Genomic DNA, 16,918 nt, shown 5'->3' with positions numbered 1-16,918 from the left:
GGCTCCTCGGAGTGAAAGGAAGGAAGAGGTCAGCGGAGCCGGGCCGCGGGGGGCGCGGGTGGCGGTGGTGGTGGGGTGCAGGCGCAGACGGCGGATGCCTCCCGCTCGTTCTGCGGGACTTCGCCGCTGCACACCGACCGCCGGGGGTGGGGTGTTCGGCGGTCGGCGAGGTCGGTGCGGATCCCGCGCAGGTCGGCGGCGACGGTGCCCAGCCTCTGAACGGCGAGATGACGCAGGTGCTCCGCCACCGGCCTGTCGGCGGGGCCGCCGAGATCCTGGTAGAAGTCGGCCGTGGCGACCAGGACGTCGGCGAGTCCGGCTAGGACGCCGTCGTACGCGGCAGTCACCTCGGCCAGAGTTTCGGCGACCTCGTCGCTGGTGGTCGCCCTGCGGATGGTGGCGGCCAGGTTCCCGACCTGGGTACCGAGGGTGAGGTCGGCGATCTCGCGGGCGTCGGTGTCGAACGCAGCGTCGCATTCCATCGGGACGCCCGTCGAGCGGAGGCGGGCGACGGCCCGGGTGGCGAGCCGGGTCTCCTCGCCCGGGTCGAGGCCGGTCGGGAGGCGGTGGTACAGCTCGTGGACCCGCAGGACAAGGACGAACCCACTGCGCTCCAGGATGCCGTGGGCGTCCGGGCCGCCGCCGCAGGCGAGGACTTCGCCGGATTCCGGGTCGCGGCGCAGGCTCAGGAACCGGTCGGCAAGAGGCAGCAAAAGGAGTGGGCTTTCTCGTGGTTGGTCGGCGGCGGCTGCTCGGTGTCGGGGCCGCTGTCCCGGAAGCGGAGCGTCACCTTGGGCTTCGGAGGTCGTCGGCGTGGACGAGCTGGTTCAGCAGCGTCACGCTGTACCAGCCGCCGTCCACCGGTCCGCTGGTGGGTGTGATCCTGGGGAGGATGCGGTCTTCTAGGGCCCGCTGATGGTGCAGGCAGTCCCGGCACAGCCGGGAGGTGTGGATCATGTAGCGGGGGTGGGCGGTGATGTAGGTCTGGGTTCCACCTTGGGGGTTGCGCAGCCGCCAGCCGTCCTCTTCCGTCGGCGTGTGCCACGACGGGGTCACCACCGTCATCGCCTCGCCCCACAGCTCTCCTCCGGCGATGCCCTTGACGATGATCACCGGGTCGCCGGGACGGAAGTGCTGGTGGTTTATGTCCCGTTCGGGTGTGACGGTGTCCGCGGGAACATACGGACGGGAGGGTTCGGGCACGACGGGGTCCTTCCACGAGGCGCGGGGCGGCGAGGGGAATGATTCAAGGGTCCGGAGATTCCCCGGTTTCACGAACCGGCCATCGCCGTGTACAAGCCCTCTGGTCAGCGGAACGGGTTCTCGGTCCCCCGGTCGTTCGCGCTTGCCGCGTCCAAGAGTTCGGGCAGATCGGCGGCTTCGCTATCGCGCTGGTCGAGCCACCATCCGCCGCGGGTGACGTTCCGGGCCTTCTCCTCCAGATCGGCCCAGTCCGCCTCGTCCCAGGTGCCCTCGGCGACCAGCGCGGTGTGCGCCGTGGTCACGAGCTGGTGGCGGCACCGCTCGGCCCAGCCGAGGATCTTCTCGGGGCCTTCGAGCGGCGGCATGCCGAAACGTTTCGCCCACTCGGCGGCGGCCTGCTGCTCGGCGGCGCGCCGGGCAGCCAGCCACTCCTCGCGGCCGGCGGTGTCGGCGGACCGGGTGGTCCGCCAGCAGTCGGTGCAGTCCCGACTGGTGAGCCAGCGGGCGAAGGAAGCGCGCTGGTCGGCGGCGCGGGACGAGAGGTCGTGCGTCCATGCGTGTCCGCAGGCGTGGACGATGTCCCAGGAAGTCGCAACCCCCGGGGAATTCCGTTTGATGGGCGTTGCGTTCGAGGTCGGGCTGCTGGTCTGGGGCTTCAAATCGAGTTCCTTTCGCTGGCGGTCGGGGTGGTGGCCTGCGTCGTTTCAGCGTGTCCTGCGGATGGCGTCTGTGGCCGCAGTGGCGATGGCGGCGGGAGCGCTGGAGGGCCGGGGCAGGTGCAGCAAGGTGGTCCCCGGCAAGTGGTGGGACTCTGCGGTGAGGGTGAGCTGGAGTACGGCGCAGCCGGCGGTTGTGAGCTGCTTGACGCGGGTGGCGGCTTGAGCGGTTTCGTCGGTGCTGTACCGGGCGTCGGTGACGATCACGAGGAGGCGGCCGGTGCCGGGGCGGCTGAGTTCGAGGCCGTGGTCGAGTGCGTCGATGGCGTCGCCGAGGTTGTGGTGGCCGCCGTTGGCGTCGAACGTCGTCACGCGCTCTGGTGCCCGGTGGGTGGGTCGGGTCAATGCGGTGAGGTGCTGGTCGTAGGCGATGGTGGCGGTGAGGGAGTCGGGGTCGGTCAGGGCTGCTGCGCGTGCCACGATCCAGGCAGCGGACGCGACGGGCGCGCAGGCGGCACGCATGGAGCCGGAGACGTCGACGGCGATACCCACACGCAGCGGTGGGGTGGGGGAGTTCCGGCGGCGGGTGTGGGTGAACGGCTCCGCGGTGGGGACCGACCCGGCCGCGCGCTGAGCGTCGCGGGCGAGGGCCGCGCGCATGTTGAGGCGGCCGGGCGGGGTGGGGCTGGTGGTCCGCTCCTCGGTCCGCTCGCGGTAGGCGGCGGCGCGCAGGGCGCGGCTCAGGCGCGCGGCGGCACTCTGCTCGGCGGCGGTGGGCCTGCGGGTGCCGGTGACCGGGTTACCGTAGGGCGCCGGTGTGCCGTCGGGGGTGACAGTGGTGCCACGGGCGTTGAAGACGCTCTTGGCAATGGCGGCGGCTTTGCGTCGCCGGCCGGCCCGCTGGACGCGGTCCTGTGCCTGCGCCTTGGAGCGCGCGGCCATGGCGTTGGCCGCTGCGGCCTGTGCCGCGAGGTCGGCGGCGTCGGTGGCGGCCGTGCTGTCCATGACGACCCCCACGGCACCGGACAGCAGATCGGTGAGGTTCTCCGGCACGGGCAGCGCGGGGGCCGCAGTGTCCAGAGCGTCACACCAATTTTGAGCGTGCGCGAGCATGGTCGCGGCGTCGTGGTCGGCGCACTGATGGGCTGCGGTCCAGATGCCGGTGAGGGTGGCCAGCAGGCCTGCGCCCAGCACCTTTTCGCACAGATCGGCGACGGCCCGGGTCTCGCCGGCGTCCAGGATGCCGACATCACGGCGGCCGAGGATCAGGGCCGCAACGGATGCGGCGTGCTCGATGCCCTGGAGGGTGGGATGGGCGATGTCGGGCATGACCAGGGTTCGGGCACTGGTGCGCAGGTACGTGCGGTCCGTGGGCCGCGTGATCAGGTGTGCGCCTTCGACACGGCTCTCCTCCAGCAGGAGCGCGGCCTCGACGACACGGGGGTCCGCTCCGGCAGGCGCCGTCCAGACGGAGTGGGCCGCGTGCGCGGCCTCGTGGACGAACACACCCCAGGCAGCGGGATACCGCTCCTCGTCGCCCACGATCCGCGGATGGATCTCGTGGGGCTTCAGCGGGGCGAACAGGCCGGCGTCGAACTCGACCTCGCCCAGAGCGGGGAAGAACGCGGCCGGTCCGCCGCTGCGCGTGCCGGGGCGGCAGGTGACGAGGAGGTCCTGGCGGCCGGAGAGGTCGACCAGCCGGTCGCCGAGTTCGGCTCCCACGCGCAGCCACGCGTGAGGGGAGGAACGGGGCTGCGCGGGCGGGGCGCCGTCGTCATCCCAGCGCGCGAGGTCGGCGTCGTCCTCCGGCGTGGTGGCGGGGGACTGGACGTGGTGGTGGGCGCTCATCGCGAGCGGCCCCGGTGCACGGAGACGGTGCTGCCCGGGAGCTGCTTGCCGAGGGTGAGGGGAGCGACCTGTTTGACGCCGGCAGCCTTGATGACGGCGGCGGCGACGGCGTCGCGATCCTCCACAGGAGCGATGCCGACCAGGTTCGCGAGCGCGGCCTTGGTGCCAAGGACGGTCTCGGTCTTCTGGTAGCTCAGCAACTCCCGCAGTTGGGGGGCCCAGCCCAGCTCACCGAGTTCGACCTGGCGGGCGAGGTGCCGGGCGACCCGGACCACCCGTGCATCAACCCTCAAAGCCAGGGCGAGGTCATAGTCCGTGCCGACCTGGATCTGCACGCTGAACCGGGACGACAGCGCCTCCGTCAACACCGCCCCGTGGACGCCGGGATTGTGGCCCGCCACCACGTAGAAGCCCGGCTCGGCCTTGATGGTCTCGCCCTTGTGGGCCTTGACCTGGATCTGCTTGCGCCCGTCCATCGCGGGATACAGCGCCGCCAGGACCTTCGGTGAGATCAAGGTGGCATCGTCGATCAGCAGGGCGCGGCCCTCGGTCATCGCGGTGACCAGCAGGCCGTACTGGAAGACATAGGCTCCCGCGTCGTCCTGTGTGTACTCGCCGATCAAGTCGCCGACCGTGGTGTCGCCGTCGCCGGCGACGGTGAGCAGGTCCGGGAACGCAGCCTCGACCAGACTCGTCTTGCCGGTGCCCGGAGGGCCGTAGAGCAGCACCGGCACGTCGGCGTCGCGCAGGCGATTCAGCGCCTCGACGTCGGGCAGATCGGCCAGCTCCCGGGGGTGGTAGAGCTGGCCCCCCGCGCGGCGGATCGGACCGGTCTGCTTCGGCGTGGCTGCTGCGGGAGTGGTCGTGCAGGCCGTGGCCGCCTGGGCGCGGGGAGCATGGGTGCCCGGTGGGCTGATCACAGCGGTCTGCGCGGCCGTGGCGGTCTTCGCGTTCGCGCGGAACTCCGGCTGCCCGGTACCGCCTTGGTCGGCCTCCCCGCGCCGCACCAGGGTGAGGGCGGCGTTGCGGACGGCGCCGTGGGAGTGGCCCAGCTGCCGGGTCATGTCCCCGATGGTGAGCGGGTCCGCCGGCCGGTCGGCCAGCAGTCGGGCCACCTTGGCCCGTAGTTCGCCGCCCTTGGTGCGCGCCGGACTGGTAGGCATTCCGGGTGTGGTCAAAAGCGAGGCCCCTTCAACAGGTGCGGGTGCGGGTGCGGGCGGGGTTGGCCATGCGCTGGCGAGGCTGGCCGCTCTCGGAGCGGATCACAGACTCTGCCGACATCGGCGACCGGGCCAACGAGGGCGTACCGTCGGCGCTCCCCCGCCGACCGAGGGATCGGTCCAGGTACAGGGGATGGCCGGCGACGAACAGCTCGCCGGCTGCCGAGCAGGCCCGTGCGTCCGCTCCGTACCGGGTTCCGTCGCTCGGCAGGCGCAGCCTGGCGTCTCTTCGAAGCCGGACTGGAGCAGGATCCGCCGGGCGGCGGCGTTGTAGCCGGTGGTGGTGATCTCGCCGGTGACGGTGTGCCGGATCGTCATGAACGGCTCTGCTGGTGCTTCGGGCAAGACGGATCTCCTATCGGTGGTGGAGCGAAAGCGGTGGGGTGTTGGGCGAAGGCGAGACGGGCCCGGAGCCTCCAGCGCATCAACGGTGCGTGGCTGCACCACGAACGATGGGCAATGACTGCCGACATGCTCCAGGGCGGGCCTCACCGCCCCGCAGCTACCTGACTCGCCCTTCCGCACGTTCTGATAGCCGGGTGTACCAACAACGCCCAGGTAATTCCACTTAATGGCAGTTGCGTTCGAGGCTGGACGGTTGTTCTGCGGCGTCGATTAGAGAGCCTCTCTACAGGGGGCTGGGGCGGTTGCATACGTCGTTGCCGAGCGTCACGCGTCAGAGACGCGATTCATACGGCGGACAGTGGTGGCCGGTGGCACTTGATTGGCCCAGGGGACGCTTCCGTGCGGCTGGCGCTGCTGCAGGGGTATCTCCGCAGCAGCGCGAGGAAGCGGCCTTCGAGGTACTGCTGGAGGGTGGACACGTCAGCAGCGCGGGGGACGCCTTCTGTGGCCGAAGACGATCGGTGGCCGGCTCCGGGTGGTGGAGCAGTTTTCGGAGTTCGCGAATACCCATCCGTTGCAGTGGATCACGCCAGATCTGGATGGCTGGATGACGCACCTCATCGGTGTCGTGCAGCGGGCGGACTCGACGATCCGCAGATATCGGGGTGTGATCGGCTTGCTGTGATCGCCGTCTGGTGGCTCATGGTGAATCAGCCCCTCGGCAGGGTCGGTTCTGTGGATAATCAAACTCGCAGTGAACCGGAAGTGCTGAGAGTGGGAGTGGATCGTGGCGCAGAAGGTAAGCGAGCAGCACTTGAAGCCGTGGGTGGACTTCTTCGGGCTGTGCTTGCAGGAGGCTGACGGCGAGGGCGTGCCGGTCAGATGGCCTGGTGAGCGTGAGATGGACGGCGAGTTCCTCATCGCGCGCGAAGGACGCATCGACCTGGAGAGCGCCGGCCACACGCACCAGGCTGCTATGACGGTCGAGGTGTGGGATGCGGAGCCGCCGGCCGACCTTCCAGGCGAGTGGGATGCGGAAGCGGAGGCTGAACTGTTCTCCCTGTCAGGACGATTGAGGGTGTGGGCAGTCACGTACGGGCCGGACGAGGAGTCCGTGGAGCTGGGGCGCGCAGGGGTGCGCTGGCGGGTTCGGGTTCGCTGTGCGGGGCGTACGCGGGTGGCAGAGCTGGCTCCGCTGGAAGAGGTGGAAGAGGTGGAAGGCGTCGAGCAGTACGTGGTGCAGATGTGGCCATGCGCCTGAGTGTCCGGTGAGGTGCCGTAGGGCACCTCACCGGACACTCGGATTGCATGGAGCGAATCCCGATCAGTGATTCCTTAACTAGTCACTGCCGGATCCCTGCCTCCTGTCGATCCGCCCTCGGCCGCCACGGTCCACTCTCCGGCCCGGGTGGCGTATTAGGATATGACAACGATGAATCCGTCGTCGACTTCCTTTGGATCGCTGTGCAGGCCGTCCAGTAGGCGTTCCTGATCGTAGAAGAGGGCCAGCATGGTGCCTCCTGCACCGTTCTCGGTTTTGGGAATGGGGAGAGCCGAGAAGTTGTCGGCGGGAGCCTTGGGTTCGCTTTTCTTTTGTGCGGCTCCTTGATAGGTGCTCGCGAAGGGGAATTCGTCGCACTCCTTCTTTCCTGCAGTGTAATTCTTTCCCCAGTATTTTACGCATGTCCGGACGGCGGCGGATCGATTCTGGTTGCGACGCTTCTTGTCGTGGAAGAGGCGGCTTATGGACTCCCTTGGGACGGCTCCCGGGATGTCCTTATCCGTATTGACGGGCTTTGTGTCCTTGGGTTTGTTGAACGCTTTCTTTATGTGATCGGCTACCGCTTTCTCCTTTGCTCCTGGCTTCGAGCTGTACTTGAGGAATCCCAGGAAGGAGAAAGATGCCGCACCCTTCGTGTGCGGTTTGCCCTTCTGTCCCTCTTCGTTCGGGAGGTAGGATGCCGCGTCCCAGCGCGGAGGTAGCATGAACAGTTTGCCTTCGGTGTTTCCCGAGAGCTTGTAGCCGGGCGGTGGTGTCAGTTTGATGACCGGCTCGTACACGGCGAAGACTCTGTCGTCCGGCTTTTTTCCCTGGCCAGCGTCCACGGTTGTGGTGTGGGTGAAAGTCTTCAGCTTCTTCAGTTCGTCGAAAGTCGGAGAATCCGGGATTTTTCCGCCGTGCTTTATCTTGACCTTGGACGGCCAGGTCGCCGGATGCTTGGGGTCGATGGTTATTTTCAGGCCGGAAGTCTTAGTGTCTCCGGTTTCTTCCATGTTGGTGAAGTGGTACCGGTAGTCAATCTTCCTGCTGTCCTTTGCGATGGTGCCGACCACCAGGGCGACGAATTGGCTTTCCCCGGCAGGCTTGCCTTTCTTGGTCCAGGTCTGTGTGAATACTGCGCCGGCGCAGGCCGCGAAGCGGGACTTGAAGAAGAACGGCAATTTCTCCCCGAGCCCTTTTCTGCACTCGGATTCCGTCATGGTGCGCGACGGCTGAGGGTACGTGATCTTCTCCGGGCCAGTTTTGCCTGATCCCTGAACGGTTGCCCGGTGCGTCTGGGGAGTGTGTGACGGCATTGCCGCCACGGGCGCATAGGAACGGGCGGGGCCCACTGTCTCCTGGGCGACCTGGCTCGATCCAAGGCTCGTCCGGGCTGCGAGTTTCCGGAAAGCCTCGCGGACGTCACCCGACTGCATCTCCTGCAGCGATGGAATACGGGTGCCCGCCGGCAGGATGTTCGCCTCGATGCGCCCGCTGGTGCCGTCGGCCGTGCCAGTCTGAGGTGTTGCGACTGGCAGCAGTACTGCGATTGCCAGCATTGTGATGCCGCGAGTCCATTTTCTGTTCACTGTTTCCCCCTCCGCTTCATCCGGTGGATGTGCTGCCACTCAATCCGACACTCCCTGCACCCGTCGACACGGAGATGTCTCTATGGCCGGAATCGGCACCCCATGTGACCGTTAAAGTCAGCCCCGTTGGGGCCGTCCATGGTGAACCATCGCTGGTGAGCAGGATTTTCGCATTCATCACCGTGTGATGACCTGCTGCACGAAGGAAGGCTGCCCCGCGACTGTGGTCGGCCACGCGGGTCATGTCCCTTGGCGTGGTGACAGCTGGTCATTCGGCGGTGCCGGGTAGGCTGACCCGGCATTCGGCGAGGCGGTCTCCCACTCGGGCGGATGAGTGAACAGCACGGCGAAGAAGCTGCCTTCGGGGAGAAAAGGCCTCAGGGCCGGGGCGGGGACGACGCGGCCGGGGTCCGATGCCGCCGGGCGGCAGCGGCAGCGGTGACGGCTGCTGCCGCTCCTGCGACGAGGAGCGCGGGGGCGGCCAGGGGGTGAGTGGCGGTCAGGTGTCCGGCGAGAGCGGTTCCGGCGGCGTGGCCGGCTCCGAGGGAGAGGATCAGCCACCCGTACGCTTCCCCGAGGCGCGCGGCGGGAGCGAGGGTCCGGGTGGTGGTGAACGCACCGGCGAGGACCGGGGCGAGGAACAGGCCCGGCACTATCACCAGGACCGTTGCCGCCGCTGCGCTCGGCGCGGTCAGCAGGGGGAGCCATCCGGCGCAGAACCCGGCGGCGGTGGCGAGGAGCTGAGCGGGGGGTGAGCCGGGCCAGGTCCGGCGTCCGAAGATCAGCCCGCCGATCAGGGAACCGGTGGAGAAGGCGGCGGGCATCAGACCGGACGTCAGCGGGGTGTCGTGGTGGTCGGCCAGGGCGGAGGCCCAGATGTTCATCGTGCCCAGGGTGAAGCCGATGCCCGCCACCGCGGTGAAGACCGGCCCCAGTCCACGGCCCCTCAGAGGTCCGGGGCGGGCGGCGCCGCCGGCAATGGCGGGCCGCCAGGCGCGGGCCGGGAGTGTGGTGAGAGCGAGGGCGGATCCGCCCAGTCCCAGCACGGCCGCTGCGGCGAAGGCGGCATCGGGGTCCTGCACGGTGACGAGACCGGCCACCAGCAGCGGTCCCGCGATGTGGATCACGCCCTGAGTGCCGGTGTCCAGGGCGAGTGCGGCCTTGCGTCGGCCGGGGTCGGGGAAGACCCGGGGCCACAGGAGCCGCAGCCCCGACTCCAGCGGCGGCGTGCACAGGCCGGCGATCCCGACCGTACCGACCACGACCGCCGGCTCTCCGGTCGAGACCGTCCATGGAAGTAACAGCAGCCCCGCCGAGTGGAGAACCGCCGCCGGCCCGGAGACCCGCACAGGGCCGAAGCGGTCCATGAGCCGCCCCTTGGCCGGCTGGGCGAGCGCGGACGCCAGCCCGTACACGGCGCTGAGGAGCCCGCCGAGGGCGAGAGGTCCGCTCTCGGCGGTGACGACGAGCACGATCGCGACGGGGACCATCCCGGCCGGGAGACGCCCGACCAGGGTGCCGACCAGCAGACGGGTGGCATACGGGCTCCGCAGAATCGCCCGGTACGTCGTGGACGGCGTGGGGTGGTCGGTGAGGGGCAACGGGAAGAAGAGTGCTTTCTCTAACGGTGGGGGCCGCCGGTCCCGGGTCTGCTGGAGGACGGAGCCGCAGGCACAGCCGCGTATACCGGGGCGGGGTTGGCGGCGGGGGTGGTGCGGAGCTGGGGTGAGCGGGCGGCAGCGGCCCGGGCGAGACGGGTCTGCCGGGCCAGGACGAGCCGCTCCGGCAAACTGGGTTCGGGTTCGGTATCGAGGATGTAGTCGGCCTGGATGGTGAGCCCTTGGACGCGCAGGTCGTGGACGGCCTGGCGGGCGCGCCGCAGCCCGTCACGGTCCGGGTCGCTCAGCCGGTACAGCCCGGGCCGGTCGGGCACCGTTTCGAACTGGAGGCGTACGAGGTACCAGTCGGCGATGTGGGCGGGCAGACCGGCATGGGCGGATGCGGCGATTCCGTGTTCGGGGTGGGTGCCGATGTGGAACTGCTGCAGAGGGGAGTGCTCCTTCACTAGCGGGGGCGGGCCGGTGTGGAGGCCGCCGGAGGCAGTGCCGGGACTGCGGCGGGAGCCAGGACTGGGGCACGGCCCGGGGCGGCAGGGGCGGCGTGGCGCAGCAGGGTGTCGCCGTGGGCCAGCCAGGTGTCGATCACCGGATGGATGGCGCGGTTGCGGGTGGCCTTCGCTTCGGGGAAGTGCTCGGCCCGGTACGCCCGTGGTGCGTCCGGTGTGCCGGTGAGCAGACTGTGCCACCCGTTCACGATCGTGGTGCCCGTGCCGAGAGCGACTTCGAGACGGGTGATGGCCGTGGAGTTCTCCAGAGGGAGGGGGCTGCGCCGGCAGCGTTCGATGAGGGGCGGGGCGTGTTTCACGATGTCGAGAACCTCGTACCAGGCCACGTCGGCGAACCGCTCCGTGTGCGCCGGGTCGGGCCCGGTGGCGGTGAGGTGCTGGAGTTCGGTGCGCTCGTCGCGGATCCGGCTCAGGGCGTAGGCGACGGCCGCCGTGCGCCGGGCGTGCAGCGCCTGCTGGTAGCCGGGCAGGTACCGGTCCGCGATCTCGGCGGCAGCCCGGTACGGATCCTGGGGGAGGACCGCGCCGGCGGGCGAGTAGGGGCCCTCGTAGTTGTCGTCGAAGCCGTCGGGCGCGAACGCTCCGATCACGTACCCGCTGGAGTGGCCGGGGCGTTCGATGAGTAGCAGGTCGATGCCCGCGGCCTGGTTCGTGAGCTTGGCGGCATGTGTCACCTGTCCCGCCTGGACGGCCCGGGTGAGTTCGCCGGAGTCCCACAGCCACGGCACCAGGTCCTGCTGCCACACCGGGTTGCTGTAGACCTCGATCGTCGGGGTCCACGGTCCGGGGAGCTGGTGGGCGATGGCGCCGGCGATGTCGCCGAGGTGGGGGCGAGTGCTGGTGACGACGGCAGTCCGGTGTCGGCGGGCGAAGTGGACCAGGGTGGAGACGGCCCGTTCGGCGGCGGCCCGGTCACCGAAGAGCCGGGTGTGGACGCCGTTTGCGGTCCGTTCCCACCCGGCGGCGGCCAGAGCGGTGTGGGCCCAGCGGTACTGCTCGCCAGTGGCGATGGCGGTGATCTCCGCCGCTTCGCACATCGACAGGGTGATCCGGGCGGGCGGTGTGGAGGCGGTGTGGGAGCTCAAAGTCTGTGTCTCCGCTTCACCGTGTCTTCGCGTTGCCCGGGGCGGGACCCGGAGACTGAGGGGGGAGACCCGTGGCGGTCCGGGCCGGCCGGGTGGCAGGCAGGGGGCGGGCGGTGATCAAAGGGGCGAAGGCCGGATGCAGGGCGATGCCTGCGGGCCGGATGAGCGGCTCGGGCGACAGAGTCTGCTCCAGGGCGGAGGCGACGACGAACACGGGAACGCCCTGAGTGAAGGACACATCCCACAGGGATCCGGCGGGGTGGACCGCGGCCAGGTGCCAGGCGACGTCGGGGTCGTTCCGCAGCGGCGGCTCCGGAGAGTCCGGTGCCCGGCTGAGGACCGCCGCGAGTCCGTCGGTGGCCTGGAAACCGCCCAGACCCTGGTCGCTGACGAACTCCCAGTGCTCGTCGCTGGCCTCCAGCATGATCATCGGCTCGGGGGTGGCGGCGATGTCGTAGACCAGATGGTCGGGGTCGGTTTCCAGCGCGGTGGTGATCGTGCTGGTGAGCGCGGTGACGAGTTCGACCGGGGTGTTGCCGGCGATGTCGGCCCGCCACCGGGCCGGGGCGCCGGGACCGGTGCGGGCGGTGATGACCAGATGCGGCCCCCAGCCCTCGGCGGCCGTGTCGTGACGCAGGACGATCCGCTCGCACGGGCTCGTGACGGTCGCCGTCGATCCCTTGGCGGTGAGCGTCCAGCCGGTGCTCGCGGCGAGCGCGTCCAGGTGGTCGCGGTGATCGGAGAGAGGGCTGGCCGCCAGGTAGCGGGGGCTCACCTCATACAGGGCGTGAGGCACAGATGCTCCAGGAGCCGTGAGACGAAGAGGGTGCAGGGGTGATTCAGCGGCGGGCGGCTGCACGCTGTGGTCCGGAGTCGGCCGCTGCCGGGGCCGTGGTGGTGAGCCTCGGTGCCGGGCGTGGGGCGGCGATCGGCGCGGGCCAGCCGGGGACCCATCGGGCGGGGGCGTCGCTGATACGCGACAGAGGATCGGTGTCCCAGCCGACGAGCGGGCCGCGGGTGTACTCGCGCAGGGAGATGACTTCGATCCCCTCGGGGCGCAGGATGTATCCCCAGTCCAGTCCCTCGGTGGTTTCCGGTGTGACGGTCATGCGCTCCGGCGGGGAACCGTCGAGGGTGATGAGGTCGTCGAGGCCGGAGCTGGGGTACTCGCCGTGCAGGGTCAGCGCTGTGCGGATCTGTTCGGGGGCTCCGTCGAGGAGGTCCGTTCCCAGAGTGCTCCAGCCGACCGGTACGTCGTCGATCAGGTGTCGGGTCATGGCGTCGAGGTCACCGGCGAAGCGATGGTTGTACGCGGCGAGCAGGAGAGGGAGCTGGTGGTCGGGGAAACCGTCGTAGTGGCAGTAGAGGCCCTCGAACCCACTGTCGGTGGGACGGGCGATGAACGAACGAGTGGACAGAAGACGCTCCGGGAGATGGTGGACTGCCGGCCGGGCCGTGGCGCGGTGGGCGGCAGTCTCGGGCGTGAGGCCGGGGTGGTGCGGCGAGTTCTGCCGACCAGTGGTGGCTGCCCTCATACCCTCAGCCGCAGTGCGCGTGCGGGAGGCCGGAACCAGGCCGGGGAGGGCGGTCGGGATTCATGAACTCGGTGCCCTCTTCAGTGCATGCGGGCGTCGGTGTCGAAAAGCATGCGCTCGTGAGGATGCATAAGATGTTGAACGATGAATGATCTTCCGGCGACCTTCCACAGTCCTCTGCCGCGGTTGAGGTGGGCGATGGCCTCGGACTCGACGCTGGTGAGACCGAGGAGGGCTGCCGCGGCGGCAAGTTGGTCGTTTTCCTGGCGGTAGATGATGCGGGTGGAACAGTCGGCCAGGAGGCCCTCGGCCAGGGCGCGTCCGCGGGAGCCGGCGTCGCCGGCGGTCAGCAGATCGCTGAGGCGGTGGATGACCATCAGGTTGGCGATACCTAGGCCGCGGCTCAGTTTCCACTGGGACTGCATGCGCTGGAGGAGACCCGGGTGGCGCATGAGGCGCCAGGCTTCGTCGTAGACGATCCAGCGACGGCCGCCGTTCGGGTCGGTGAGCGCGCTCTCCATCCAGGCGCTGGCGCAGGTCATGGCGAGCACGAGGGCTGTGTCGTCGCCGGAGCCGCCGAGGCGGGACAGGTCGATGGTGAGCATGGGGCTGTTGGGGTCGAACGCGACGGTGGAGGGGGCATCGAACATGCCTGCGAGGTCGCCGTGGACGAGGCGGCGCATGGCGTGGGCGAGGTCGCGGGCGGCGTCGCCGAGCCGCCCGGACATGGTCCCGCCCATCAGGTCCAGGGTGGCGGGGTTGTTGAGGGTGGTGGCGATGTCGCCGAGGAGAGGGATCCGCCCGATGGCGGCGGCTTGGCTGACGACTGCGTCGAGAGCGACATCGAGCGCGGTGTGTTCCATGGGCGCGAGGTCGCGTCCGAGGACGGTCCGAGCGAGCGAGCCGAGCAGCAGTAGGCGGCGCTTGCGGATCTCACCCGTCCACTCCACCTCCCGAACGGACTCCGGGCGTGGGGCTGCATCCAGAGGGTTGAGCCTCCCAGGGAGGCCGGGGCCGAGGGCGATGGAGGTTCCGCCGAGCGCGGACGCGACGCTGGTCCATTCGCCCTTCGGGTCGCAGGGGACATAGACCCGGTAGCCGAACGCGATCGAGCGGAGGGCAAAGCTTTTGGCCAGCGCTGACTTGCCCTGCCCGATCACCCCGGCCAGTAGAACGTTTGGGTTGGTGAAGCCCTCGACACGGCCGTAGAGGCTGAACGGGTCGAAGCTGAAGGCTGCCTCGGCGTGGACGTCGCGTCCGATGTAGACACCGTCGGCACCGAGTCCGCCCTCGGCGAGGAAGGGATAGGCGCCGCTGGCGATGGCGGTAGTCATCCGGTGCGCCGGGAGCGTGAGCCGCGATCCGCGGGCCGAGGCGGGGCCGGGGCGCCCGGCGAGCCCGTACAGGGGGGCGGGCAGGGGCTCCTCGACGGGAACGGTTCCGTCGGGGTGGGCGGTGGCGCGGGCGTGGGCCTTCGCGGTGGCTTCGGCGAGCTGTTTGCGGGCCTTGCGACGGCCGGCGCGGTCGGTCCCGTGCGGGGTGAAGAGAGGACTGGCGGAAGCGCGGCGGGCTCGGCGGGCGGGCCGGTGATTCATCGTCGGGGTTCCGTTTCGGCGGTGCTGTCCGCTCATGAGGCGGGGGCGTTGTGGTCGGCGGGGGTGGTCTTGCGGCGGACGGCGTGACCCGTGGCGAGGTGCCTGTGGCAGATCGTCAGGAACGGCGGGCCTTGTGGCAGCGCCTTCGGTTCGCAGTCCGAGCCGTTGCCGCCGGCCGTGGCGGGCAGTGTGTGGAAAGCGTTGTGCACCTCTGCGGCGGCCTGCCATACCAGGGTGTGCGCGGCGGCGAGGTGCCTGCCCGCGGTGGGGTGTGGGGGCCGGGTCAGTTCGGTGAGCCGGTCAAGGAGCTGGTGGAGTGCGGTGAGGTGGGCGTGGACGGTGTCGAGGTGGGCGCGGTCCGCTGTCCGATGCACGGGCGGGGTTCCGTTGGTGAGCGCACGGGTGTGGTGGCGCAGGCCGGCGGTCGCGGCCCTCAGATAGGGGGATGCGTCGGGGGGAGAGGTCAAGAGGATCCTTGGTGCCGGGACGGCTCATTGCACGGGTGGGTGGTCCGCTGCGGTTCCGTGATCACCGGCCGGGGTGCCGTGACGGACTGGAAGGGCGGTAAGCGGGGGGCCCGGGTGCGGGACGCGAGGGGGGACTGCTCGGCGGGCACCAGGACTGCTCGTGGTGCGGATCGGCGCAGGTGCCGCGTGCCGCAGTGCAGGTGGGGTTGGTGCCGCAGGCGGCGGACAGCGAAGGCCCGGCCCCATCCTGGTGATCGGGCCCGGTGAACGCGAGGGCGTAGGCCGGCTGGAGATTCGTGGCGATGAGGTGTTCGAGCTGGTCCACGGCGAGGCCGAGCGTCTCGGCGGCTTCGATGGCCATGTCCAGGTGGGGTCCGTCGCAGTACGGGTCCGGTTCCTCGATGTCCTCCCTGTCCGGGTTGAGGTACGGCTCGATCCGGGCTTGGTGGAGGCGGTGTTCCTCGCGCAGGTGACTGTGGAGCGCCAGGATCTCCGCGGCGAGATCCGGCTTGGGCGTGGTCACAGAGCGATGCGGGCGAGGGGGAGGGCACCGGTGGTCAGGGCGTCGGGCTGCTGGTAGTCCAGGCGCCGCAGATCGACCTGGGCGGACCCGGCCGCGGTCTCGATCTGCGCGCACGCCGCGTCCAGTGCGGCGTCGGTCTCGGCGGAGACGGTGAGGAGCCCGGTCAGGTCGACGTCGGCGTGGCCGGCGATGAGCTGGCGCTCGCGGGCCTTGGCGTCGGCGTACTCAACGCTGTCGGCCTCGGAGTCGACCATGCCCCGCCTCCTGCGCTCGTTCGCGTCGGCGATGATCGTCGCCTTGGTGCGCTGGACGTCCCGCAGAGCGGCCTCCAGCTTCTGCGGCACGTATATGAGGGAGAGGCTGCGCCGGACTCCGGCGGAGAACATGAGTCCGTGCAGGAACCCCGGGCTCGTTTCGGTACGGGGCCAGTTCTCGATCCAGTAGGTGGCGTGCCGTGCGCTGTCGGTGATCACGCGGTCGTGTTCCTCGACCTGGACGACCGGTCCGGCGGCGGACGGGTCGGCCTCGGCGCGCCCGGAGTCCGACCACTGCTGAAGACGAGAGAGCGCGGCAGGGTCGTAGGCGGTGCGGATCACGGCGGCGATCTCGTGTGCGGTGAGCCACCCGGTCACGGTCAGCCCGGCGGACCGGACAGCCTGAGAAACGGAGGCGGTGGTCTGCTCCAGCACCGTGAACGCCCCCGGGAGTCCGCCCCCGGCCTGGCTGATGAGGCGTTTGGCGGCGCGGAGGTCGAGGGAGATCGCGAGGTACGCCTCATGCGGCGCGGCGGCGGGGCCGGCGGCGGCGACGAGGTCCGCGTACACCTGTCCCGCGACGGGGGTCTCGGGTTGGCCGTGCTGGGTCCAGTGCCGGGTGAGGGTGTCGCCGGAGTCGGGGACGGTGCGCTCCAGGACCTGGATCGCCGCGATGTTCCCGTTGCGGGAGATACCGGCCAGCGCCCTGCCCCAGCCGCTCACGTTGGCGTTCTGGGTGGCCGGGTCGAGCAGGGCGAAGGCCCTGCTGGAAACGCGGGCGATGGCGGTGAGGGTGCGCCGGTGAGGGTCGTAGACGGCCGCCGCCTCCGACCCGTGCGGGGTGACGACGCGCAGGCTGGCGCTGGTTCCGGGGAGGTGGAGTACGCCGTCCTGGCGGGGGCGGGAGACCGGCTTGGCGAGCCACAGCGTCTGTCCGGTGCGGTGCCGGTGGGCGTAGCGCAGGACGATCGGGGCCCAGTCGATCAGCGATCTCCCGTTCCGCTTCACCAGGACGAGGGCGGCGACCGCTGCCCACAGCGGGGTGAGGACCGCGGCGCCGGTCAGTCCGGTGGAGACGACGGTGACCATGAGCAGGGCGAGGGCGGCGGAGGTGAGCAGGAGCTGGGGCAGGGACAGCCCGAGGAGGATCCCGCGCCTGGACCGGTGCGGAAACTTGACCGTGAGCGGGAGGGGGGCGGTGTCAGACAAGAG

17 protein-coding genes are annotated in these 16,918 nt (G+C 70.0%); 1 reads left to right on the top strand and 16 read right to left on the bottom strand.

Features of this window, described 5'->3' with window-relative positions; genetic code table 11:
• Positions 1-29 precede the first annotated feature (29 nt).
• The 6 genes from ABD371_RS24875 to ABD371_RS24850 form a co-directional block, all read right to left on the bottom strand.
• Positions 30-713, bottom strand: coding sequence for a hypothetical protein (locus ABD371_RS24875; RefSeq protein ID WP_344480445.1), 684 nt, complete (start codon positions 711-713; stop codon positions 30-32).
• Between the two features lie 73 nt (positions 714-786).
• Positions 787-1,203, bottom strand: coding sequence for a hypothetical protein (locus ABD371_RS24870; protein ID WP_344480442.1), 417 nt, complete (start codon positions 1,201-1,203; stop codon positions 787-789).
• 104 nt (positions 1,204-1,307) lie between these two features.
• Positions 1,308-1,781, bottom strand: a complete 474-nt coding sequence (locus ABD371_RS24865) for a hypothetical protein (RefSeq protein ID WP_381734473.1) — start codon at positions 1,779-1,781, stop codon at positions 1,308-1,310.
• A gap of 126 nt (positions 1,782-1,907) precedes the next feature.
• Positions 1,908-3,707, bottom strand: a complete 1,800-nt coding sequence (locus ABD371_RS24860; RefSeq protein ID WP_344480436.1) for a vWA domain-containing protein — start codon at positions 3,705-3,707, stop codon at positions 1,908-1,910.
• Entirely contained in the window at positions 3,704-4,822 is a 1,119-nt protein-coding gene (locus ABD371_RS24855) for an AAA family ATPase (protein ID WP_344480530.1), read from the bottom strand. The genes ABD371_RS24860 and ABD371_RS24855 overlap by 4 nt, the downstream gene beginning before the upstream one ends.
• A gap of 147 nt (positions 4,823-4,969) precedes the next feature.
• Positions 4,970-5,245 carry a hypothetical protein gene (locus ABD371_RS24850; protein WP_344480527.1) on the bottom strand — a complete coding sequence of 92 codons (276 nt, stop codon included), beginning with the start codon at positions 5,243-5,245 and terminating at the stop codon, positions 4,970-4,972.
• An 814-nt stretch (positions 5,246-6,059) separates the two neighbouring features.
• Here ABD371_RS24850 and ABD371_RS24845 point away from each other — a divergent pair.
• A complete protein-coding gene (locus tag ABD371_RS24845; RefSeq protein WP_344480433.1) occupies positions 6,060-6,533 on the top strand; it encodes a hypothetical protein in 474 nt (157 codons plus the stop codon).
• 155 nt (positions 6,534-6,688) lie between these two features.
• Here the strand turns inward: ABD371_RS24845 and ABD371_RS24840 are convergent, their stop codons facing one another.
• The 10 genes from ABD371_RS24840 to ABD371_RS24795 form a co-directional block, all read right to left on the bottom strand.
• Entirely contained in the window at positions 6,689-8,161 is a 1,473-nt protein-coding gene (locus ABD371_RS24840) for a NucA/NucB deoxyribonuclease domain-containing protein (protein ID WP_344480430.1), read from the bottom strand.
• Positions 8,162-8,499: 338 nt separating this feature from the next.
• Positions 8,500-9,723, bottom strand: a complete 1,224-nt coding sequence (locus ABD371_RS24835; protein ID WP_344480427.1) for an MFS transporter — start codon at positions 9,721-9,723, stop codon at positions 8,500-8,502.
• 20 nt (positions 9,724-9,743) lie between these two features.
• Entirely contained in the window at positions 9,744-10,187 is a 444-nt protein-coding gene (locus tag ABD371_RS24830) for a hypothetical protein (RefSeq protein WP_344480424.1), read from the bottom strand.
• Positions 10,187-11,332: a hypothetical protein gene (locus ABD371_RS24825; protein WP_344480421.1), complete on the bottom strand. Its 1,146-nt coding sequence runs from the start codon at positions 11,330-11,332 to the stop codon at positions 10,187-10,189. Before ABD371_RS24825 ends, ABD371_RS24830 begins: the two co-directional genes overlap by 1 nt.
• A 16-nt stretch (positions 11,333-11,348) precedes the next feature.
• Complete coding sequence (locus ABD371_RS24820) at positions 11,349-12,128, bottom strand: DUF317 domain-containing protein (RefSeq protein WP_344480418.1); 780 nt, start codon at positions 12,126-12,128, stop codon at positions 11,349-11,351.
• A 43-nt stretch (positions 12,129-12,171) separates the two neighbouring features.
• Positions 12,172-12,867 carry a hypothetical protein gene (locus ABD371_RS24815; RefSeq protein ID WP_344480415.1) on the bottom strand — a complete coding sequence of 232 codons (696 nt, stop codon included), beginning with the start codon at positions 12,865-12,867 and terminating at the stop codon, positions 12,172-12,174.
• A gap of 80 nt (positions 12,868-12,947) precedes the next feature.
• Positions 12,948-14,462 (bottom strand): ATP-binding protein, encoded by a 1,515-nt coding sequence (locus tag ABD371_RS24810; protein WP_344480412.1) that lies wholly within the window; start codon positions 14,460-14,462, stop codon positions 12,948-12,950.
• Positions 14,463-14,494: 32 nt separating this feature from the next.
• Positions 14,495-14,929, bottom strand: coding sequence for a DUF6238 family protein (locus tag ABD371_RS24805; RefSeq protein WP_344480409.1), 435 nt, complete (start codon positions 14,927-14,929; stop codon positions 14,495-14,497).
• Between the two features lie 61 nt (positions 14,930-14,990).
• Complete coding sequence (locus ABD371_RS24800) at positions 14,991-15,452, bottom strand: hypothetical protein (protein ID WP_344480407.1); 462 nt, start codon at positions 15,450-15,452, stop codon at positions 14,991-14,993.
• The gene (locus ABD371_RS24795; protein ID WP_344480404.1) at positions 15,449-16,915 is read right to left on the bottom strand and encodes an SCO6880 family protein; all 1,467 of its coding nucleotides are present in this window, start codon (positions 16,913-16,915) and stop codon (positions 15,449-15,451) included. Before ABD371_RS24795 ends, ABD371_RS24800 begins: the two co-directional genes overlap by 4 nt.
• Positions 16,916-16,918: the final 3 nt, after the last annotated feature.

This window comes from Streptomyces amakusaensis, from assembly GCF_039532665.1.
Lineage (GTDB): Bacteria > Actinomycetota > Actinomycetes > Streptomycetales > Streptomycetaceae > Streptomyces > Streptomyces amakusaensis.
The sequence above is the reverse complement of the archived record's forward strand: the minus strand, read 5'-3'. Positions and strand labels throughout refer to the sequence as shown.